Origin of the sequence: Micromonospora coriariae (assembly GCF_900091455.1) — a bacterium.
GTDB lineage: Bacteria > Actinomycetota > Actinomycetes > Mycobacteriales > Micromonosporaceae > Micromonospora > Micromonospora coriariae.
In genome coordinates, this window is record NZ_LT607412.1 from 1174682 (window position 1) to 1193419 (window position 18738).

Below are 18738 nucleotides of genomic sequence, written 5' to 3' on the forward strand. Positions count from 1 at the left end.
CGCCGGCCCCGAGCGCCGAAGCCTTCCCGCAACCGTACCCGGTGTGGGCCCGGGCGACATCCCGCCCCGCCCGTCGGTTCGTCCGGGGCGGCTCACCGTCGCCCGGCCCCGGCCGTACCCGTCCCGGCGGCGCTGCCGGTCCCCGCCGCCTCCGCGGCGTCCGCGTCGGCGGCGTCGGCGGCGTGGATCCGCTCGGCGAGCAGCCGCAACGCCTCGGTCACCGCCGCCGAGCGGACGTGGTCCCGGCCGCCGTCCAGGTCGAGCTGGCGCACCTCACCACCGTCCGGGCCGGCGACCGCGACGTAGACCAGGCCGACCGGCTTGCCGTCCTGCGGCTCGGGACCGGCGACCCCGGTGGTGGCGAGCCCCCAGTCCGCGCCGCAGCGCTGCCGGCCACCCTCGGCGAGCGCCGCCGCCACGTCCGGGTCGACCGGCCCCCGCTCGGCCAGCAGCTCGGCCGGTACGCCCGCCAGCTCGGACTTCAACTCGGTGGCGTAGACCACCAGCCCGCCCTGGTAGACGCCGCTGACCCCGGCGATCTCCACGATCGAGGCGGCGAGCAGCCCACCGGTGAGTGACTCGACAGTGGCCAGCGTCTCGTGCCTCAGCGACAGGCTGTGCACCACGCCCGCGGCCGGACTACCGACCTCCGGGCTGCCCACCGGACGCTCCCGACCCTCATCCTGCTCCATACACCCGTCCTTCCCCACCCATCCCCACCCAACCCTCCCCGACCAGTCCCGTCGATCATGAAGTTATCGCCCCGACACGCCACGCCGGACGGCAACAACTTCATGATCGACCAGGCCGCGGGCGGGGCCGGGGGGCGGGGACGGGGTGGGGGTGGGGGGTGGGGGGTGGGGGGTGGGGGGTGGGGTGGGGTGGGGTGGGTCAGTGGGGGCGGCGGAGGCGGAGGGCCTGGGCTATGTAGTCGAAACCGGTGGCGACGGTGACCAGGACGGCGGCGCCCATGATCCAAGGACCCACGGAGGCGAGGGCGGCCGGCATCGGCCAGAGGTACCAGGCGATGGCCAGGATCTGGAGCGCAGTTTTGATCTTGCCGCCTCGGCTGGCCGCGATCACGCCGTGCCGAATCACCCAGAACCGCATCCCGGTGATCCCCAGCTCACGGACGAGGATCAGCGCGGTCACCCACCAGGGCAGCCGGTCGTACCAGGAGAGCAGCACCAGTGCGGCGCCGGTGAGCGCCTTGTCCGCGATCGGGTCCGCCACCTTGCCGACCGAGGTGACCAGCCCGAACCGGCGGGCGATCCAGCCGTCCACCAGGTCGGTCGCGGAGGCGACCGCGAAGATCAGGCAGGCCGCCATCCGCCAGCCGGCGTGGGTCATCCCGGACACGATCACCGAGGCGGCGAAGACCGGCACCAGCACCAGCCGCAACGCGGTCAGCGCGTTGGCGGCGTTGAGCACCGGCACCCCGGGAACCACCCGGGGTGGCGTCGACTCCGTCGCCCCGGTCACCGCCGCACCCCGCTCGGGTCGCCGTGGCGTTCCCGGTACCGCACCACGTGGCTCCCCCGCTCCGCTCGGGCCCGCCGTCACCGTGCCGCGCCGGGCGCCGCCGAGATCATCTCATCCGGCACGGCGAGCAGGTCCACCCCTTCAGTGCCGGTCACCGTTGCGCGTACCAGGTCACCCGGGCGCAGCGCGGAGAGGTCGACCCCACCCTCGGCCGGGGCGACCAGGGTGGTGGAGCCGTCCACCTCCGGCGCCTGGTGCGCCGCCCGGCCCTCCACCACGCCGTCCTCGATCGTGTCGACAAGCACCTCGACGCATCTGCCGAGGCGGTCCTCGGCCCGCTGCGAGCAGAGCTCGTCGGCGAGCGCGCTGAGCCGGTCGTACCGTCGCTTGATCGTGGCGGCGGAGACCTTGCCGGGCAGGCCGGCGGCCTCGGTGCCGTCCTCGTCGCTGTAGTCGAACATGCCGATCGCGTCGAGCCGGGCCTCGGTCAGGAACCGCACCAGCTCGTCGACGTCGGCGCGCGTCTCGCCGGGGAACCCGACGATGAAGTTGCTCCGGGCACCCGCGTCCGGGGCCAGGGCACGGGCGCTCGCCAGCAGCTCCAGGAACCGGTCGGTGGAGCCGAAACGCCGCATGCGGCGCAGCACCGGCTCGCTGGAGTGCTGGAACGACAGGTCGAAGTACGGGGCCACGCCCGGGGTGTTGGCGATCGCCTCGACCAGCCCGGGCCGGGTCTCGGCCGGCTGGAGGTAGCTCGCCCGCACCCGGACGATGCCGGTCACGGCGGCGAGCTGCGGCAGCAGCTTCTCCAGGGCGCGCGGGTCGCCCAGGTCCTTGCCGTACGAGGTGGAGTTCTCGCTGACCAGCACCAGCTCCCGGACGCCGGACTTGGCCAGCCACTCCGCCTCGGCGAGCAGCTCGTCCGGAGTACGCGAGACGAACGCCCCACGGAAGGCCGGGATGGCGCAGAACGCGCAGCGGCGGTCGCAGCCGCTGGCCAGCTTCAGCGAGGCGACCGGGCCGGTGTCCAGCCGGCGGCGCAGCACCTGACGCAGGTGCGCCGGGGTGTGCTCGTCGGTGTCGACGGCCGTACGGGTCGGAGTGCCGTGACCGGGCAGCGACACCGCGGCGTCGCGCCGCTTCACCGGGGTGAGCGGCAGCAGCTCCCGCCGGTCCCGGGGGGTGTGCGCGGTGACCTGCTCACCGGCGACGACAGCGCTCAGCCGGGCGGCGATGTCCGGGTAGTCGTCGAAGCTCAGCACCGCCTGCGCCTCGGGCAGGCTGTCGGCCAGCTCCCGGCCGTACCGCTCGGCCATGCAGCCGGCGGCGACCACCTTGGCGCCGGTCTCGGCGGCCGCGAGCAGGGTCTGGATGGAGTCCTGCTTGGCCTTCTCCACGAAGCCGCACGTGTTCACGACCACCACGTCGGCGCCCTCACCGTCCGTGGTCACCTGCCAGCCGTCGGCGTGCAGCCGGGCGGCCAACTCCTCCGAGTCGACCTCGTTGCGGGCACAGCCCAGGGTGAGCAGGGCGACGCGACGGCCCTCGGCGGCGGACGGCAGCTCCAGCGGCGTCGGACGCGCCGAGCTGGAAGGGGAGGTGGCAGACACCATCCGAGGGTACCGGGCCGGCCGGGGAAGCCCACGCAGGCGGGCGCGCCCTGGCCTGGGAGACCATTCGCCGCCCCCGGTCAGCGCGTCGCGGCTCCCACCCGGGTCAGCCGGTCGAGCAGGAAGACCTCGGTCCCGGCCAGACCCGTGCAGCAGAAGACGGAGACCTGGTCCGCGGTGGTCCGGCCGGGGACCGCGCCGGCCAGGATGCCCCCCAGGTCGCGCAGCCGCCCGGCGTACGGGGGCGTGGCGGCGAGCATCGGCGGCCGGTAGTCCGCCGCCTGGGCCGGCGAGTCGGTGACCAGCAGGTCGGCGACGTCCAGCAGGTCGGCACCGAACTCGCTGCGATCGCGCTGCTTGAAGCCGACCGCGTTGACGTGCGTGCCGGGGCTCAGGTCGGCGGCGCGGAACACCGGGGTCGGGCTGGTGGTGGCGAGCACCACCATGTCCCGTCCGGTCACCGCCGAGCCGGCGTCGGCCACCGCGCGGGCCGGCACACCCAACTCGGCGCGGACCCGGGCGGCGAAGGCGTCCCGCCGGGCGGCGGAGCGGCTGTGCACCACCACCTCGCGCAGTGGGCGGACCGCGGCGGCGGCCCAGACCTGCGTCCACGCCTGCCGACCGGAGCCGATCACACCGAGGGTGGCCGCGTCCGGTCGGGCCAGCGCGTCGACCGCCACGCCACCCAACCCTCCGGTACGCCGGGAGCCCAGCTCCTCGCCGACCGCGACCGCCCGGACCGCGCCGGTGTGGGCGTCGTGCAGCACCACCAGCTGCTCGCCCTGCGGATGGCCGAAGGTGTCGTACGAGCGGAAGCCGTACCACTCGCCGACCAGGTGCCCGGCGGTGAGCACCATCCGCCCACCGCTCAGCGGGGCGGTGGCCCGGGGCGGGGCGACCAGCCGCCCGTCGTACGCGGCCAGCAGGGCGGCGCGCATGGCGTCGACCGTGGTGGCGGCGTCCAGCACGGCGGCGACCTCGGGGTCGGCGTAGAGCAGGGTCATGACCGCCATACTGCAAGTTGAAGTGAGGTGCAGGTCAACGCGAGGTGGCGGGGGTCACCGAGCCGTCGACGGACCGCACCCCCACCGACCGGGGCGGGTGTTAGCGTCGGTGCCGGTGGCCCGGTCGTCCTGGCCGCCCCGGACGAGTGGTGGGCGTACCCGGTCAGGCCAAGACGCCCCGCGTGACGTGCAGACTCGACTCGTCCGGGCGCGAGAGCCCCGGGCACTCTTCGTGAGGTGAACGATGGCCTGGCTGGTACTGGTGATCTCGGGACTGCTGGAGACGGCCTGGGCGATCGCCCTGGACCGCAGCGCCGGCTTCAGCCGGCTGGTCCCGTCGCTGGTGTTCGCGGTGGCCCTGGCATTCAGCATGGGCGGGCTGGCGTACGCGCTGCGGGAGATCCCGGTCGGCACCGGGTACGCGGTCTGGGTCGGCATCGGCGCGGTCGGCACCGCCCTGGTCGGGATGCTGTGGCTCGGCGAGTCGACGAGCCTGCCCCGGATCCTCTGCCTCCTGCTGGTGGTGGCCGGCGTGGTCGGCCTGAAGATCTTCCACTGAGTACCGCGCGGCGCGGCTCCGACACGCGTGAGCAGCGCCCACAGTGGGTAGAGACCGATCCGTCACGACAGGCTCTCACCCGGAGGCAGACATGGCCGACATGCCCAGCACCGCCCGCCCGCGCAGCAACGCCGCCCGGATCCTCACCATCGTGGGCTTCGTCTTCGCGGTGCTCGCCCTGTTGCTCAACCCGATCATCTTCGGCGTGCTCGGCGTGATCGCGGGCATCGTCGGCGCCGTGCTCGGCGACAAGCCGCTGGGCTGGTACGCCGCCGCGGCCAGCGTCGTCGCCGCGGTGATCAGCCTGGTGATCTTCTCCGCGCTGATCAACAACTGACCACTGCTCCAGCACGGGCCCGCCGGACACCGGCGGGCCCGTCGCGTTGCCGGTCAGTCCCCGCCGCCGCGCAGGCCGGCGAGGACCTCGTCAAGCTCGTCCGGCTTGACCAGCACGTCGCGCGCCTTGGAGCCTTCCGAGGGCCCGACCACGCCGCGGGTCTCCATCAGGTCCATCAGCCGGCCCGCCTTGGCGAAGCCGACCCGCAGCTTGCGCTGCAGCATGGAGGTGGAGCCGAACTGCGAGGTGACCACCAGCTCGACCGCCTGCGTGAGCAGGTCGAGGTCGTCGCCGATGTCCTCGTCGATCTTCTTCTTGGTGTCCTGTGCGGGGGCCAGCACGTCCTTGCGGAACTCCGGCTCGCGCTGGTCCTTGCAGAACTTCACCACGTCGGCGATCTCGCGCTCGGTGACCCAGGCGCCCTGGATCCGTACCGGCTTGGAGGCGCCCATCGGCAGGAACAACCCGTCACCGCGGCCGAGCAGCTTCTCCGCGCCCGGCTGGTCGAGGATGACCCGCGAGTCCGCGAGGGAGGAGGTGGCGAACGCCAGCCGGGACGGCACGTTCGCCTTGATCAGGCCGGTCACCACGTCGACCGAGGGGCGCTGGGTGGCCAGCACCAGGTGGATGCCGGCCGCCCGGGCCAGCTGGGTGATCCGGACGACCGAGTCCTCCACGTCGCGCGGCGCGACCATCATCAGGTCGGCCAGCTCGTCCACGATCACCAGCAGGTACGGGTACGGGCGCATCTCCCGTTCGCTGCCCGGCGGGGCCTTGATCTCGCCGTTGCGTACCTTGCGGTTGAAGTCGTCGATGTGCCGGACCCCGTTGGCCGCGAGGTCGTCGTAGCGCATGTCCATCTCGCGGACCACCCAGTCCAGCGAGTCGGCGGCCTTCTTCGCGTTGGTCACGATGGGCGTGACCAGGTGCGGGATGCCCTCGTAGCCGGTCATCTCGACCCGCTTCGGGTCGATCAGCAGTAGCCGCACCTCATCCGGAGTGGCCCGGGTGAGTACGGACACCAGCAGGGTGTTCAGGCATGACGACTTGCCGGCGCCGGTCGCGCCCGCAATGAGAATGTGAGGCATCTTCGCGAGGTTGGCCACCACGTAGCCACCCTCGATGTCCTTGCCGAGCGCCACGACCATCGGGTGGTGGTCGCTGGTCGCCGCCCGCGAGCGCAGCACGTCGCCGAGCGCGACGTTCTCCGGGTCGGTGTTGGGGATCTCCACGCCGACGGCGCTCTTGCCCGGGATCGGGCTGAGGATGCGTACGTCCGGCGACTTCACCGCGTAGGCGATGTTGCGGGAGAGCTGGGTGATGCGTTCGACCTTGACGCCGTGCCCCAGCTCCACTTCGTACCGGGTGACCGTCGGGCCCCGGGTGAAGCCGGTGACCGCGGCGTCCACGTCGAACTGGTCGAACACCCCGGTCAGCGCGGCGATCACCTCGTCGTTGGCCTTGCTGCGGGTCTTCGCGGCGGCGCCGGCGCTGAGCATGTTGGCCGGCGGCAGGACGTAGTCGCCGGCCAGCCCGGTCAACGCGAGCTGCTCGGCACGCGTTGGCGCGGGCGAGTGTTCCGGCGGCTCGGCCGGCTTGCGGCTGGCCGGCACCTTCGCCGGGGCCTTGCGCGGCAGGACCATCGTCTCCTGGAGGTCGGCGCCGTCCAGGTCGTCGAAGTCGTCCGGGTCGACCGGCGGCGGCATCCGCTTCGCGGGTCGCTTACGCGCCGGCCGGACGACCGTCTCGTCCGTCTCCTCCTCGGTGGCGTCCGGCGAGGCGACCAGCCCACCCGCGAGCAGGCCCAACCGCTCGGGAATCTTGTTGATCGGCGTCGCGGTGACCACGAGCAGGCCGAAGAGCAGCAGCAGGATCAGCAGCGGCACCGCGACCCACGCGGTGACCGCGCGCTCCAGCAGGCCGCCGACGCCGGCGCCGACCAGGCCGCCGGCGAAGTCACGTTGCACCGGGTCGACCGGGTCCTGGCCGATCTGGAGCAGCGCGGCCGTCGAGACGAGCAGTGAGCCCCAGCCGATCAGCCCCCGGCCCCGGTGTGCCGGATCGGCCGGCTGGCGCATCAGGCGCCAGGCCCCGATCATCAGCAGCACCGGAACGACCACGGAGATCGCGCCCAGGAACAGCCGCACGGTGTCGGCCAGCCGCGCGCCGACCGGGCCCGCCCCGGAGAACCAGAGCGCGACGGCGCTGAGCAGGGCGAGGCCGAACAGCAGCAGCCCACCGCCGTCGCGACGGTGCTCGGGGTCGAGGTCGCGGGCGGAGGCGGCCTGCCGGCCGGCGGCCCGCACCGCCCACCCCATGCCGTGCGCGAGGCCCATCCACAGTGCACCGATCGCTCGGCCCACGTAGACGGCCGGTCCGGGCCGGGAGGCCGTGGTGCGGCGCCGAACCGGCGCCCGGGTCTTCTTCGCCGGTTGGCGGGCACGACTGTTGGTGCCACCGCGCGGCGACGCGCCGCGTCGCCGGCTCGCCTGAGAGGTACGGCCCGCCATAGAGTCACGGTAACGGCGGGACCCGGCAGATCGCCGCTTTTCCGGGTCGTGTCCGCGCGTCGCAGCACGGACCGCGCCGCCGGCCGTGATATCCGCCTCAGAAGGGATGCCCAATGGCGTCGCCGGGATTCGAGGACGGTCCGGACGATCCGCTGGCCGGGCACCCTGACGCGTTGCGTCCGCTGACCGGCGAACTGGTCGCGGCGGTGCTCGCCGCGCGCGGCCGGCCGGTCGGTCGAGCCGTCAACGGCGACCTGGTGGGCCGCTTCGACGACAACCTGATCTGGTTCCTGCGCCTCGGCGGGGACGGCGAGCTGCTCCAGGTCCGCACCCTGGTCGCGCCGACCTTCCCCATCGAGCAGGTGCCCGCCCTGTACGCCTTCTGCAACTCCTGGAACCACGACCGGCTCTGGCCGAAGGCATTCGTGCACGTCGACGACGGCGGCCGTGCTCGGGTCTGCGGTGAGGTGATCACCGACCTGGAACGCGGAGTGACAGCGCACCAGCTCGACCAGTTGCTCGACTGTGGCATCTCGGCCGGCTGCCAGCTCGCCGTGGCGGTCGGCCGGCTGCCCGGTGCGGGGCCGGCATGACCGGCCGGGAGGAGTCGACGAGCAGCCGGACGGACGATCCCGGCGCTGCGCGCAGCGGGCCCGCCAACCGGGTCGCCGTCCGTCGCGTTCCGGCGCTGGTGACCGCGCTCACCGACGCCCGGGACCTGCCCGACGGGCCGGGCCGGCTGGTGGCCCTGGAACGGCTCGCCGAGCGGGCGGACGCCGCCGGGGACGCGCGGACCTCGGTCGAGGCCCGCTTCGCGCTGATCGAGGCGTACCTGCTGCACGGGGAGCGGTGGCGGCTGGTCGAGCCGGTACGGCGCTGCCGGACAGCCGCCGATCACCGACCCGAGCTGCTCGCCGACGCCGAAGCCGCTCTGCTGCTGCGCTACCAGCGGTACGCGGTGGAGGCGCTGCTCGGCACCCCCCGGGTCGGGCTGGACCAGACCCGGTCCCTCCTGGACGACCTGGCCCATCGGGTCGGCGCGGACGGCCCGGACGCGTCGACCGTCGCGGAGCTGCGCTGCCGGATCGCCGATCACCTCGGCGACGAGCCCACCGCCCGCCACTGGTACCAGCGCTGGGCGGGGACGCGTCCCGGGCCGACCGGCGGTTGCCCGGGCTGCGCCCCGGCCCGGCGCGCGGAGCTGCTCGCCGGCTGGGGCGAGTGGCGGGCCGCGCTCGCCGAGCTGCGGGAGGGCGCCGACGAGCCGGAGGAATGCACCGACCAACCCGAGCGGGCGCTGGTCGCGGGGCTGCTGCCCGAGCTGCGGGCCGGCGGGCCGGAGCGGGCCGCGGCGGCACACGTGCGGGCGTACCGGCGGCACCGGCGCGAACGCGCGGCGTTCGGGCACCTCGCCGCGCATCTGCGGTTCTGCGCGCTGGGCGGGCACCTGGAACGCGGGCTGGACGTCCTGGCCGAACAGCTGCCCCGGTTGGACCAGCCCACCGACGACCTCGCCGCGATGGAGTTCGCCGCCGCGGGTGCCCTGGTCTGCGGGCTGGCCGTGCAGGCCGGCCTGGGCGGGCGGACGGTGCACCGCCCGGCGTACGGTGGCCGGCCGGCCACCGACCCGGACGTGGCCAGCCTCGGCACGCTGCTGCTCGGGGTCGCCACTGAGCTGGCCGGCAGCTTCGACGCCCGCAACGGCACCGGCCACCACTCCGGCCGGATGGCTGCCTGGCTGGCCGAGCGGCCGCTCGCCGAACCGGTCCCGCTGCCCGCCGACGACGAGCCCGTTGAGGGTGCCGGTGACGGGCTGGGTGAGGGTGAGCTGGTGGCGCTGACCGTCGACATGATCACCGGGGCGCTGGACCGGCGCGGCGACCAGTACCTGGTGGACGAGGGCGGCACGGTGGTCGGCCGGTGGGGTGCCGCGGTGATCCAGTTCCGTCGGGCGGGCGAGAGGGGCGAGGTGCTGCACGCCCGGGCGATGGCCGTCCGCCGACTGCCGGCCGCGCGACGCGCCGAGGCGTACGCCTTCTGCAACGCGTGGAACCGCGACCGGCTGCTACCCAAGGCGTACGCGCACGACCTGGGCGAGGAGCTGGTGCTGGCCGGCGACGTGGCCACCGACCTGGCGCACGGGGTCGCCCCGGCGCAGCTCACGGTGCTGGTGGACGCCGCGATCGCCACCGGCGTCGCGTACGCCGAGGCGGTCGCCGCACTGCCCTGACCAACGGCGACGCCCGCCGGCACACGGGGTGCGGGCGGGCGTCGCGACGCGCGGTGTCAGACCTCGACGACGGTGGGCACGATCATCGGCCGACGACGGTACGCGTCGTTGACCCACCGCCCCACGGTCCGCCGGACGATCTGTTGGAGCTGGTGCGGGTCGGTGATGCCGTCCGCGGCGGCCCGGTTGAGGGCCTCGGTGACCAGCGGGATCACCGGGTTGAACGCCTCCGGGTCCTCGGAGAAACCCTTCGCGGACAGGGTCGGGCCGGCGACCACCTTGCCGGTTACCGAGTCGACGACCACCGTGGTGGCGATGAAGCCGCCGTCGCCGAGGATCCGTCGCTCGGTGAGCAGGGACTCGCTGACGTCGCCGACCGCGAGGCCGTCGACGTACACGTACCTGCTCTTCACGTGACCGACCAGTGTGGCGCGACCCTCGACCAGGTCGACCACGTCGCCGTCCTCGCAGAGCACCACCCGGTCGGCGGCCACCCCGGACTCGACGCCGAGGCGGGCGTGCGCACGCAGGTGGCGCCACTCGCCGTGCACCGGCATCAGGTTGCTGGGCCGGACCACGTTGAGCAGGTAGAGCAGTTCACCGGCCGGGGCGTGCCCGGAGACGTGCACCTTGGCCACGTCCTTGTGCACGACCACCGCGCCGGCCCGGGCCAGCCGGTTGATCACCCGGTAGACCGAGGTCTCGTTGCCCGGCACGAGCGAGGAGGCCAGCACGACGGTGTCGCCGGGGGCGATGGTGATGTGCCGGTGGTCGCCGCTGGCCATCCGGCCCAGCGCGCTCATCGGCTCGCCCTGCGACCCGGTGGACATCAGCACGATCTGCTCGGGCGGCAGCGTGGTCGCCTCCTCGATCCCGATGACCAGGCCGGCCGGGATGTTGAGCAGGCCGAGGTCCCGGGCGATGCCCATGTTGCGGACCATCGACCGACCGATCAGCGCCACCTTGCGGCCGTGCTCCGCGGCGGAGTCGAAGACCTGCTGCACCCGGTGCACGTGCGAGGCGAACGAGGCCACGATGATCCGGCCCTTCGCCTTCGCGAAGATCGAGTCGAGCACCGGCCCGATCTCCCGCTCCGGGGTGACGAAGCCGGGGATCTCCGCGTTTGTGGAGTCGGACAGCAGCAGGTCGACGCCCTCGGCGCCGAGCCGGGCGAAGCCGGCCAGGTCGGTGATCCGGCCGTCCAGCGGGAGCTGGTCCATCTTGAAGTCGCCGGTGTGCAGCACCAGGCCGGCCGGGGTACGGATGGCGACGGCCAGGGCGTCCGGGATCGAGTGGTTGACCGCGAAGAACTCGCACTCGAACGGGCCGAGCCGTTCCTTGCCGCCCTCCCGCACGGTCAGCGTGTACGGCTGGATCCGCCGCTCGGCCAGCTTCGCCTCGACCAGGGCGAGGGTGAACTGTGAGCCGACCAGCGGGATGTCCGGCTTGTGGGCGAGCAGGTAGGGCACCGCGCCGATGTGGTCCTCGTGACCGTGGGTCAGCACGATCGCCTGGACGTCGGCGAGCCGGTCCAGGATCGGGCCGAAGTCGGGCAGGATCAGGTCCACACCCGGTTGCTCGACGTCGGGGAAGAGCACCCCGCAGTCGACGATCAGCAACTTGCCGTCGTATTCGAAGACGGTCATGTTCCGACCGATGGCGCCGAGCCCGCCGAGCGGGATGATCCGCAGGCCACCTTCCGGCAGCGGCGGGGGCAGTTCCGCCTCGATGTGCGCCTCGGTCACGCGTTCACCTCATTCTGCGACGCCGTCACTCGGCGCCCATCGTGTCGTTCGATCATTCGGGCAGCTCCAGGCCCGCTGCCGCGAAGTCCGCGCGCAGCTGGGCGATCTCGTCGTCGGTGGCGTCCACCAGCGGGGGTCGCACCGGGCCGGCCGGCAGGCCCAGCGACGCCAGGCCCGCCTTGACCAGGATGGTGCCCTGGGTGCGGAAGATGCCGGTGAACAGTGGCAGCAGCCGCCGGTGCAGGGTCAGCGCGGTCGGCATGTCCCCCGCGTCGTACGCCTCGATCATCTGTGCGGTCAGCGCCCCGGTGAAGTGCGTGGAGGTGCCGACCAGGCCAACGCCGCCGACGGCCAGCGCCGGCAGGGTGAGCGCGTCCTCGCCGCTGTAGAAGGCGAGGGCCGTCCGGCTGGTCACCCAGCTGGTGGCGGTCAGGTCACCCTTGGCGTCCTTCACCGCGACGATCCGGGCGTGCTCGGCGAGCCGGACCAGCGTCTCGGTCTCGATGGGCACGCCGGCGCGGTGCGGGATGTCGTACAGCATCACGGGCAGGCCGGTCGCGTCGGCCACCGCCGTGAAGTGCCGCAGCAGCCCGCTCTGCGGCGGCTTGTTGTAGTACGGGGTGACCACCAGCAGGCCGTGCGCACCCGCCTTCTCGGCGGCGGCGGCCAGCTCGATGGTGTGCCGGGTGTCGTTGGTGCCGACGCCGGCGACCACCTTGGCGCGGTCACCGACGGCCTCCGTCACGGCCCGGATCAGGCGCTCCTTCTCCGCGTCGGTGGTGGTCGGCGACTCACCGGTGGTGCCGTTGACCACCAGCCCGTCGTTGCCCTGCTCGTCGACCAGGTGGACCGCCAGCCTGGCGGCGCCGTCGAGGTCGAGCGAACCGTCGGGGGTGAACGGGCTCACCATGGCCGTGAGCAGCCGCCCGAAGGGGCGGGACACCGGTCGGGCAGCGGTGGCAGGGCGGTCGTGCGTCATACCCTCCAACCTAGCGGACGACCAGCCGGGGCCTGCCGGGGAAGGCCTCAGGACGCCTCGTGCGGGCTGGCCGCCACCTCGGTGCCGTCCGGCAAGGCGGAGATCACGAAGTCGGCGAACACGTTCGGGGCGACCCGCTGCAGCTGGCGCAGGCACTCCACGGCCAGCTCACGGATCTCGACGTCAGCCTGTTCGGTGGCCCGCATCGCGATGAAGTGCCGCCACGCCCGGTAGTTGCCGGTGACCACGATCCGGGTCTCGGTGGCGTTGGGCAGTACCGCGCGGGCCGCCTGCCGGGCCTGCTTGCGGCGCAGCGTCGGGTTCGGCTCGTCGGAGAACCGCTGCTCCAGCCCCTCCAGCAGCTCGTTGTACGCGCGCACGCTCGCCTCGGCGGCCTCCACGAAGCGCTTGTGCAGCTCCGGGTCGTCGGCGATCACCGTCGGCTCGACCATGGCCGCGTCCCGCTCCGGAACGTACCGCTGGGAGAGCTGCGAGTACGAGAAGTGCCGGTGCCGGATCAGCTCATGCGTGAAGGAGCGGGACACCCCGGTGAAGTAGAAGGTGACCGAGCCGTGCTCCAGCACCGAGAGGTGCCCGACCTCCAGGATGTGCGCGAGGTAGCCGGCGTTGGTGGCGGTCGCCGGGTTCGGCTTCTTCCACGACTGGTAGCAGGCCCGGCCGGCGAACTCGGCGAGCGCCTGGCCACCCTCCGCGTCCGTCGACCACGGCACGTCGTCCGGGGCCGTGAACTGGGTCCACGCGATCAACTTGACCTGGGGCTGCACCATCTCCGGCATGCCTGGGACTGTAGTGGCGCGGCACCTCTCAGCCCAACTCAGGCGCGCCCCGTGCAATGTCGATCACCCGACGGCTTGGCGGCGGTGGGATCGATGGAGCGCGGCCTCCGCCGGTGATGTCGTCAACGACTCAGCTCCAAAGGGCCCGAACACCGCATGCCGGCGAACCAGCCGACCAGCAGATCGCCGCGTTCGGGCGGCGGGGTCAGACGTAGAGCGAGGTGAACGGCGCCCAGGGCAGGTTTCGCAGCACCGAGAAGGCGAGCCACGCGGCCAGGAAGCCGCCGATGACCTTGGAGCTGATCCGCAGCTCCGGCAGCCGCCAGCCGAACGCCTGGTTGCCCGCCCAGGCCACGAAGAGGTACGCCAGGAACGGCAGCGCGAAAATGAAGAGGAAGTGGTGCCGGGCGGCGGCCGGCAGGTCGCCGTGCAGCACGTACCAGAGCGCACGGGTGCCTCCGCAACCCGGACAGTCGAGGCCCGTGGTGAGCTTGAGCAGGCAGGTCGGCGCCGCGTCCGGGTCGGCGTGGGTCGGGTCGCTGAGCAACGCGTAGCCCATGCCGGCGGCGACGCAGCCGACCGCGGCCAGCGGCACCGCCCAGCGCGGCGAGCGCTCGTGGAGCCGCAGCACGAACCGGGTGAGCCGGTCCGGCTCAGGGGCCGGGTAGCCACCCGGCGGGCTCGTCGGCCAGGCAACCGCAGCGGGGGCGGGCTGCGGCTGGTCGGCCGGTCCGGGGGCGCTCGTCACGCGCTCACGGTACACCGGACACGCCGGCCAACGCGGCGGTGAGCGGACCGGCCAGGTCGCCGGCCGTGGGCGGCGCCACCGCGTCCAGCCCGAGCCAGCCGGCGAGCCGGTACAGCTCGGCGGCGAGCGCCACAGCGGTCTCCCCCGGGTCGGCGCCCGGCTCGACCCACGCGGCCGGAACCAGCAGCACCCCGGCCTTGCGGTCGGCCTTCAGGTCGACCCTTGCGGTGAACCGGTCGCCCTGCAGGAACGGCAGCACGTAGTAGCCGTAGACCCGCTGCGGCGCCGGGACGTAGATCTCGATGCGGTAGGTGAAGTCGAAGAGCCGCTCGGTGCGGCCCCGCTCCCAGACGAGCGGGTCGAACGGGCTCACCAGCGTGTTGCCCCGGACCCAGCGCGGCAGCCGGGCGCTCGCGTGCAGCCAGGCCGGCTGCCGCCAGCCCGGCACGGTGACCGGCACCAGCTCACCCGCCTCGGCCAGCTCCGCGACGGCCTGGCGGGCACCGGCCAGCGGCAGCCGGAAGTAGTCGCGCAGCTCCGGCTCGGCGGCCACCCCGAGCGACCGGGCGGCAAGGGCCACCAGCGTGCGGTACGCCTCGGCGTCGGTCGGGGTGGGCGCGGCCAGCACCGCCGGGGGCAGCACCCGCTCGGGCAGGTCGTAGCGGCGGGCGAAGGAGGTGCTGCGCTCCGCGGCGGCCACCTCGCCGGCCCAGAACAGATATTCCAGCGCGCGCTTCACCGCCGACCAGTTCCACCCCCAGTTGCCGGTCTCCCGAGGCGCGTCGTGCTCGATCTCGGCGGCGGTCAGCGGACCGCGGGCGGCCACCTCGTCGCGCACCCAGGCGACCAGCTCCGGCTGCTCCTGGGCGATCCGCCGCATGCCACCCCAGGACTCGCTGCGTGCCCGGGCCATCCGCCAGCGCAGCATCGGGTGCAGCCCGACCGGGACCAGCGACGCCTCGTGGCCCCAGTATTCGAACAGCTCCCGTGGGCGGCGGTAGGCGGCCTGGTCGAGCAGCGTTGTCGGATAGGGCCCGAGCCGGCTGTAGAGCGGCAGGTAGTGCGCGCGTTGCAGCACGTTTACCGAATCCATCTGGATCAGCCCGACCCGGTCAAGGACCCGGCGCAGATGCCGACGCGTGGGCACCCCGGTGGGCGCCGGGTCGGCGAAGCCCTGGGCGGCGAGCGCCACCCGCCGGGCCTGGGCGAGCGAGAGTGATTCCGGTGCGGCCATCGTCGGCGACCTTAAATCATCGGTACGACGCCGGTGCGGGAAGCTGGACTCCGACCGTCACCGGGGCATAGAACGGTGCAATGCTGACCATCCGCCGGGAGGAGCCGGACGACGCCGAGGCGGTCGCCCGGGTGCACGTACACGGCTGGCAGGCGGGTTATGCCGGCGTCATGCCGGACGAGGTGCTCGGACGGCTCAACGTGGTGGCCTGGGCCCAGCGCCGCCGCGACATCGCCACGGCCGACCCCGAGCATCCGTTCACCACCCTGCTCGGCGAGGTGGACGGGCTGGTGGTCGGCTTCACCACCTTCGGGCCGTACCGCCGCAACCAGGACCGCGACGACCTGGACCCGGCAGTCGGCGAGGTGCTGGCGCTCTACGTGGAGCCGGCGTGCTGGGGCGACGGCACCGCCGCCGCGCTGCTGGCCGCCGCCCGGGCCGGGCTCGTCGAGCGGGGCTGGACCGGCTACCGGCTGTGGGTCCTGGCGGAGAACCGGCGGGCCCGCCGGTTCTACGAGCGGGCCGGGTTGTCACCGGACGGTGAACGGTCGACCTACCAGGTGCCGCTGGCCGGTGGGCGCCCGCCCGTCGGACTGGTCGAGCTGCGGTACGCCGGGCGGCTCGACGGCTGACCCGCCCGGGGTCAGCCACCGGCGCACCGGTAGGAAGGCCAGCAGCGCCAGGCTGATCCAGACGTAGGCGTTGCCGCCCAGGAAGCCGTCGACACCGGTGAAGTCCTTCTCCCAGAACCAGACGGTCCGGCTGATCAGCAGCGCGTACCCGACGGTCGCCGCGGCCAGCAGGGCCCGCCGCCGGTTACCGGCCGGCGCGGCCATCGCGTTGTCGACCAGCAGGATCAACCCAGGCAGCAGCCAGACCAGGTGGTGCACCCAGGTGACCGGGCTGACCAGGCACATCACCGCACCGGTCAGCGCCAGGCCGGTCGCCTCGTCGCCCGTCGCGACGGCCGCCCGGGACCGCCAGGCCCAGAGCGCCAGGGTGCCGAGCACCAGCAGCAGCCAGAGCAGGGTGCTCGGGTGCTCCGGGTCGAGCCGGGCGACCACCCCGCGCAGCGACTGGTTGGAGACGAACGCCAACTCGCCCACCCGACCGGTGTTCCACAGCGCCTCGGTCCAGAACTCCCGGGAGGCGTCCGGGAAGAGCGCGCCGGCCAGCAGTGACACCCCGGCGGCGGTGCCGCTGGCGGTGAGCGCCGCCCGCCAGCGCCCCGTGACCAGCAGGTAGACGATGAAGATGCCCGGGGTGAGCTTGATCGCTGTCGCCAACCCGATGCCCACCCCGGCCCACCGGTTGCCGGCGGGCAACAGCCGCAGAAGATCCACCGCGACCAGGAAGAGCAGCAGCGTGTTGACCTGCCCGAAGTTGACCGTCTCCCGCATCGGCTCGAACGCGGCGGCCAGGCAGAGCGCCACGGCGAGGGCGAACCACCGGGTCCAGCCGGCCCGGCGGGCGATCGGGTCGACCAGCCACCAGATCAGCACCGTGGTGGTGACCACGCTGGCGAGCACGCTCACCACGATCGCGGCCGTCCACGGCAGGTAGGCCATCGGCAGCATGGCCAGCGCGGCGAACGGCGGATAGGTGAAGCCGTACTGGGTGCCCGGCTTGAGGTAGTCGTAGATCTCGCCGCCGTCGTGCACCCACCACGTCAACGCGCCGTAGTAGACCTTCAGGTCGAAGAATCCGTGCCGGACGGCGGCGACGGCGAGGAACGCGGTGACCGCCGCGGCGAGCACGACCACCCCGACGACCTGCGCGGCCGTCCTTTTGGCACCCTGCGCCACCGTCGCCTCCCTGGCCCTGCGTAGGCTTCCGTCCCATGGCTCTCGGGTACGTCCGCCCGGCGCGTCCCGAGGACGCCGGCGAGATCGCACGCATCCAGCTCGCGACCTGGCGGGTCGCGTACCGCCGGATCCTGCCTCGGCACGTGCTCGACAACCTGGACGAGGCGTTCCTCGCCCGGCGGTGGAGCGCCGCGGTGCAGGAGCCGCCCTCGGGCGCGCACCGGGTGCTGGTCGCCGTCGAACAGGCCGAGCAATCGTATCTGGTGGGGTTCGTCGCCTCCGGCCCGGCCGACGCCGAGGCGCTGGCCCCGGGCGAGCCGGCCGAAGCCCTCGGCCCGGACGTGGCGGCGGTGACCGACCTGCTGGTCGAGCCCCGCTGGGGTCGGCGTGGGCACGGCAGTCGGCTGCTCGCCGCCGCCGTCGACCTGTGGCGGGAGGACGGGCTGAGCCGGGCGGTGGCGTGGGCCTTCGAGGGCGACGAGGCGACCCGTAAGTTCCTCACGAGCACCGGCTGGGAGCCCGACGGCGCGGCCCGCGCGCTGGACGTCGACGACATGCTGGTGCCCCAGGTGCGCCTGCACGTGGCCGTCCCGGCCGAGAAGGTGCCGGCCGACGACCAGCCCGGCGACTGACGGGCGATCCGCTCGGGGCGGTGGGTCGGGGCGGCGCGTCCGGGCCGTCGCGCGTGCCGATGTCAGACGGGTCGCCTACCGTCGGCCTCATGAGCGCAGCGACCGTGCCGGTGACGGCGCCGACCGACGGCCGGCTGGAGGAGTTCCGGGTCGAGCTGACCGGTTACTGCTACCGGATGCTCGGCTCGCCGTACGACGCCGAGGACGCTGTGCAGGAGACGCTGCTGCGGGCCTGGCGGGGGTGGGACGGCTTCGACGGCCGGTCCAGCCCGCGCACCTGGCTCTACCGGATCGCCACCAACGTCTGCCTGGACCTCCTGCGCGGTCGCCGGCGCCGGGCCCTGCCTATGGACCTCGGCGATCCGTCGTCGCCGGTGGCCACGGCGCTGGGCGGTCCCGAGACCGGCTGGGTGGAGCCCGCCCCGGACGCGGCGGTCCTGCCGGCGGCAGACCCGGCCGACCTGACTGTGCTCCGCGAGTCGGTCCGGTTGGCGTTCGTGACCGCGCTCCAGCACCTGCCGGCCCGGCAGCGCGCGGTGCTGATCCTGCGGGACGTGCTGCGCTGGCGGGCCGAGGAGGTCGCCGGCCTGCTCGACACCACCGTGGCCGCGGTCAACAGCGCGCTGCAACGAGCCCGGGCCACGCTGGCCGACCGGGTCGGTGACGCTCCGGGCCGGCCGTTGGATCGGGAGCACCGCGACCTGCTCGACCGCTACGTGCAGGTCTTCGAGCGCTACGACATCGACGCCCTGGTGGGTCTGCTGCGCGCCGACGCCGTCCAGAGCATGCCGCCGTACCGGATGTGGTTGCGCGGTGCGGGCGACATCGGCCGCTGGCTGGCCGGGCCGGGGGCCGGTTGCCGGGGTTCCCGACTGATCCGGGTGGCGGCCAACGGCGGTCCCGCCCTGGCCCAGTACCGGCCCGACCCGGCGGGCGGGCACCGACCGTTCTCGATCCAGCTGCTGGACGTCGCCGGTGGCCGGATCACCCGGCTCACCCACTACCTCGACCCGGGGCTCTTTCCGCGCTTCGGCCTGCCCGCCCGTCTCGATCCGTGAGCAGGAGG

At 73.6% G+C, this 18738-nt stretch carries 18 protein-coding genes and 1 riboswitch; of the genes, 7 read left to right on the forward strand and 11 right to left on the reverse strand.

Annotated features, from left to right (window positions below; translation table 11 throughout):
• Positions 1 to 92 precede the first annotated feature (92 nt).
• The 4 genes from GA0070607_RS05435 to GA0070607_RS05455 form a co-directional block, all read right to left on the reverse strand.
• Positions 93 to 692 (reverse strand): CinA family protein, encoded by a 600-nt coding sequence (locus GA0070607_RS05435; RefSeq protein ID WP_089017186.1) that lies wholly within the window; start codon positions 690 to 692, stop codon positions 93 to 95.
• A 199-nt stretch (positions 693 to 891) separates the two neighbouring features.
• On the reverse strand, positions 892 to 1482 hold the full coding sequence (pgsA, locus tag GA0070607_RS05445; RefSeq protein ID WP_089017187.1) for a CDP-diacylglycerol--glycerol-3-phosphate 3-phosphatidyltransferase: 591 nt from the start codon (positions 1480 to 1482) through the stop codon (positions 892 to 894).
• A gap of 77 nt (positions 1483 to 1559) precedes the next feature.
• The gene (gene rimO / locus GA0070607_RS05450; RefSeq protein ID WP_231930862.1) at positions 1560 to 3095 is read right to left on the reverse strand and encodes a 30S ribosomal protein S12 methylthiotransferase RimO; all 1536 of its coding nucleotides are present in this window, start codon (positions 3093 to 3095) and stop codon (positions 1560 to 1562) included.
• Positions 3096 to 3172: 77 nt separating this feature from the next.
• Positions 3173 to 4096 carry an ornithine cyclodeaminase family protein gene (locus GA0070607_RS05455; protein WP_089021676.1) on the reverse strand — a complete coding sequence of 308 codons (924 nt, stop codon included), beginning with the start codon at positions 4094 to 4096 and terminating at the stop codon, positions 3173 to 3175.
• A 116-nt stretch (positions 4097 to 4212) separates the two neighbouring features.
• A riboswitch (guanidine-III (ykkC-III) riboswitch) is annotated at positions 4213 to 4279 on the forward strand.
• Between the two features lie 61 nt (positions 4280 to 4340).
• On the opposite strand from GA0070607_RS05455, the gene GA0070607_RS05460 reads away from it, so the two are divergent.
• Positions 4341 to 4655 (forward strand): DMT family transporter, encoded by a 315-nt coding sequence (locus tag GA0070607_RS05460; protein ID WP_089017188.1) that lies wholly within the window; start codon positions 4341 to 4343, stop codon positions 4653 to 4655.
• A gap of 91 nt (positions 4656 to 4746) precedes the next feature.
• Positions 4747 to 4992: a hypothetical protein gene (locus GA0070607_RS05465; RefSeq protein ID WP_089017189.1), complete on the forward strand. Its 246-nt coding sequence runs from the start codon at positions 4747 to 4749 to the stop codon at positions 4990 to 4992.
• Between the two features lie 53 nt (positions 4993 to 5045).
• Here GA0070607_RS05465 and GA0070607_RS05470 read toward each other — a convergent pair whose 3' ends face one another.
• On the reverse strand, positions 5046 to 7328 hold the full coding sequence (locus tag GA0070607_RS05470; protein WP_231930863.1) for an FtsK/SpoIIIE family DNA translocase: 2283 nt from the start codon (positions 7326 to 7328) through the stop codon (positions 5046 to 5048).
• A gap of 287 nt (positions 7329 to 7615) precedes the next feature.
• On the opposite strand from GA0070607_RS05470, the gene GA0070607_RS05475 reads away from it, so the two are divergent.
• Positions 7616 to 8095 carry a type III secretion system chaperone family protein gene (locus tag GA0070607_RS05475; protein ID WP_089017191.1) on the forward strand — a complete coding sequence of 160 codons (480 nt, stop codon included), beginning with the start codon at positions 7616 to 7618 and terminating at the stop codon, positions 8093 to 8095.
• Entirely contained in the window at positions 8092 to 9732 is a 1641-nt protein-coding gene (locus tag GA0070607_RS05480; protein WP_089017192.1) for a type III secretion system chaperone family protein, read from the forward strand. Before GA0070607_RS05475 ends, GA0070607_RS05480 begins: the two co-directional genes overlap by 4 nt.
• 56 nt (positions 9733 to 9788) lie before the next feature.
• Here the strand turns inward: GA0070607_RS05480 and GA0070607_RS05485 are convergent, their stop codons facing one another.
• The 5 genes from GA0070607_RS05485 to GA0070607_RS05505 all read right to left on the reverse strand — a co-directional run bounded on the left by GA0070607_RS05485 (position 9789) and on the right by GA0070607_RS05505 (position 15235).
• A complete protein-coding gene (locus GA0070607_RS05485; protein WP_089017193.1) occupies positions 9789 to 11477 on the reverse strand; it encodes a ribonuclease J in 1689 nt (562 codons plus the stop codon).
• A 52-nt stretch (positions 11478 to 11529) separates the two neighbouring features.
• Complete coding sequence (gene dapA / locus GA0070607_RS05490; protein ID WP_089017194.1) at positions 11530 to 12456, reverse strand: 4-hydroxy-tetrahydrodipicolinate synthase; 927 nt, start codon at positions 12454 to 12456, stop codon at positions 11530 to 11532.
• Between the two features lie 47 nt (positions 12457 to 12503).
• Positions 12504 to 13244, reverse strand: a complete 741-nt coding sequence (gene thyX / locus GA0070607_RS05495) for an FAD-dependent thymidylate synthase (protein WP_089021677.1) — start codon at positions 13242 to 13244, stop codon at positions 12504 to 12506.
• Positions 13245 to 13458: 214 nt separating this feature from the next.
• A complete protein-coding gene (locus GA0070607_RS05500) occupies positions 13459 to 14016 on the reverse strand; it encodes a DUF2752 domain-containing protein (protein WP_089017195.1) in 558 nt (185 codons plus the stop codon).
• Positions 14006 to 15235, reverse strand: coding sequence for a winged helix-turn-helix domain-containing protein (locus GA0070607_RS05505; RefSeq protein WP_089017196.1), 1230 nt, complete (start codon positions 15233 to 15235; stop codon positions 14006 to 14008). The genes GA0070607_RS05500 and GA0070607_RS05505 overlap by 11 nt, the downstream gene beginning before the upstream one ends.
• An 80-nt stretch (positions 15236 to 15315) precedes the next feature.
• Here GA0070607_RS05505 and GA0070607_RS05510 point away from each other — a divergent pair, with 80 nt between their 5' ends.
• Positions 15316 to 15867 carry a GNAT family N-acetyltransferase gene (locus GA0070607_RS05510; protein WP_089017197.1) on the forward strand — a complete coding sequence of 184 codons (552 nt, stop codon included), beginning with the start codon at positions 15316 to 15318 and terminating at the stop codon, positions 15865 to 15867.
• Here GA0070607_RS05510 and GA0070607_RS05515 read toward each other — a convergent pair.
• Positions 15766 to 17040, reverse strand: coding sequence for a glycosyltransferase family 87 protein (locus tag GA0070607_RS05515; RefSeq protein WP_089017198.1), 1275 nt, complete (start codon positions 17038 to 17040; stop codon positions 15766 to 15768). The two genes, GA0070607_RS05510 and GA0070607_RS05515, sit on opposite strands and share 102 nt — an antisense overlap.
• Before the next feature lie 35 nt (positions 17041 to 17075).
• Here GA0070607_RS05515 and GA0070607_RS05520 point away from each other — a divergent pair, with 35 nt between their 5' ends.
• Together GA0070607_RS05520 and GA0070607_RS05525 are read left to right on the forward strand one after the other, a co-directional pair.
• Positions 17076 to 17672: a GNAT family N-acetyltransferase gene (locus GA0070607_RS05520; protein ID WP_089017199.1), complete on the forward strand. Its 597-nt coding sequence runs from the start codon at positions 17076 to 17078 to the stop codon at positions 17670 to 17672.
• An 89-nt stretch (positions 17673 to 17761) separates the two neighbouring features.
• Positions 17762 to 18730 (forward strand): sigma-70 family RNA polymerase sigma factor, encoded by a 969-nt coding sequence (locus tag GA0070607_RS05525; protein ID WP_089017200.1) that lies wholly within the window; start codon positions 17762 to 17764, stop codon positions 18728 to 18730.
• Positions 18731 to 18738: the final 8 nt, after the last annotated feature.

What these genes read in the sequence shown, in the direction of transcription:
- GA0070607_RS05520 (WP_089017199.1), top strand. Translation starts at nt 17,076, where the DNA reads ATGGCTCTCGGGTACGTCCGCCCGGCGCGTCCCGAGGACGCCGGCGAG.
- GA0070607_RS05470 (WP_231930863.1), bottom strand. Translation starts at nt 7,328, where the DNA reads ATGGGCCTCGCGCACGGCATGGGGTGGGCGGTGCGGGCCGCCGGCCGG.
- rimO (WP_231930862.1), bottom strand. Translation starts at nt 3,095, where the DNA reads ATGGTGTCTGCCACCTCCCCTTCCAGCTCGGCGCGTCCGACGCCGCTG.
- GA0070607_RS05525 (WP_089017200.1), top strand. Translation starts at nt 17,762, where the DNA reads ATGAGCGCAGCGACCGTGCCGGTGACGGCGCCGACCGACGGCCGGCTG.
- GA0070607_RS05505 (WP_089017196.1), bottom strand. Translation starts at nt 15,235, where the DNA reads ATGGCCGCACCGGAATCACTCTCGCTCGCCCAGGCCCGGCGGGTGGCG.
- GA0070607_RS05460 (WP_089017188.1), top strand. Translation starts at nt 4,341, where the DNA reads ATGGCCTGGCTGGTACTGGTGATCTCGGGACTGCTGGAGACGGCCTGG.
- GA0070607_RS05465 (WP_089017189.1), top strand. Translation starts at nt 4,747, where the DNA reads ATGGCCGACATGCCCAGCACCGCCCGCCCGCGCAGCAACGCCGCCCGG.
- GA0070607_RS05435 (WP_089017186.1), bottom strand. Translation starts at nt 692, where the DNA reads ATGGAGCAGGATGAGGGTCGGGAGCGTCCGGTGGGCAGCCCGGAGGTC.
- thyX (WP_089021677.1), bottom strand. Translation starts at nt 13,244, where the DNA reads ATGGTGCAGCCCCAGGTCAAGTTGATCGCGTGGACCCAGTTCACGGCC.
- GA0070607_RS05480 (WP_089017192.1), top strand. Translation starts at nt 8,092, where the DNA reads ATGACCGGCCGGGAGGAGTCGACGAGCAGCCGGACGGACGATCCCGGC.
- GA0070607_RS05510 (WP_089017197.1), top strand. Translation starts at nt 15,316, where the DNA reads ATGCTGACCATCCGCCGGGAGGAGCCGGACGACGCCGAGGCGGTCGCC.
- GA0070607_RS05475 (WP_089017191.1), top strand. Translation starts at nt 7,616, where the DNA reads ATGGCGTCGCCGGGATTCGAGGACGGTCCGGACGATCCGCTGGCCGGG.
- GA0070607_RS05455 (WP_089021676.1), bottom strand. Translation starts at nt 4,096, where the DNA reads ATGACCCTGCTCTACGCCGACCCCGAGGTCGCCGCCGTGCTGGACGCC.
- dapA (WP_089017194.1), bottom strand. Translation starts at nt 12,456, where the DNA reads ATGACGCACGACCGCCCTGCCACCGCTGCCCGACCGGTGTCCCGCCCC.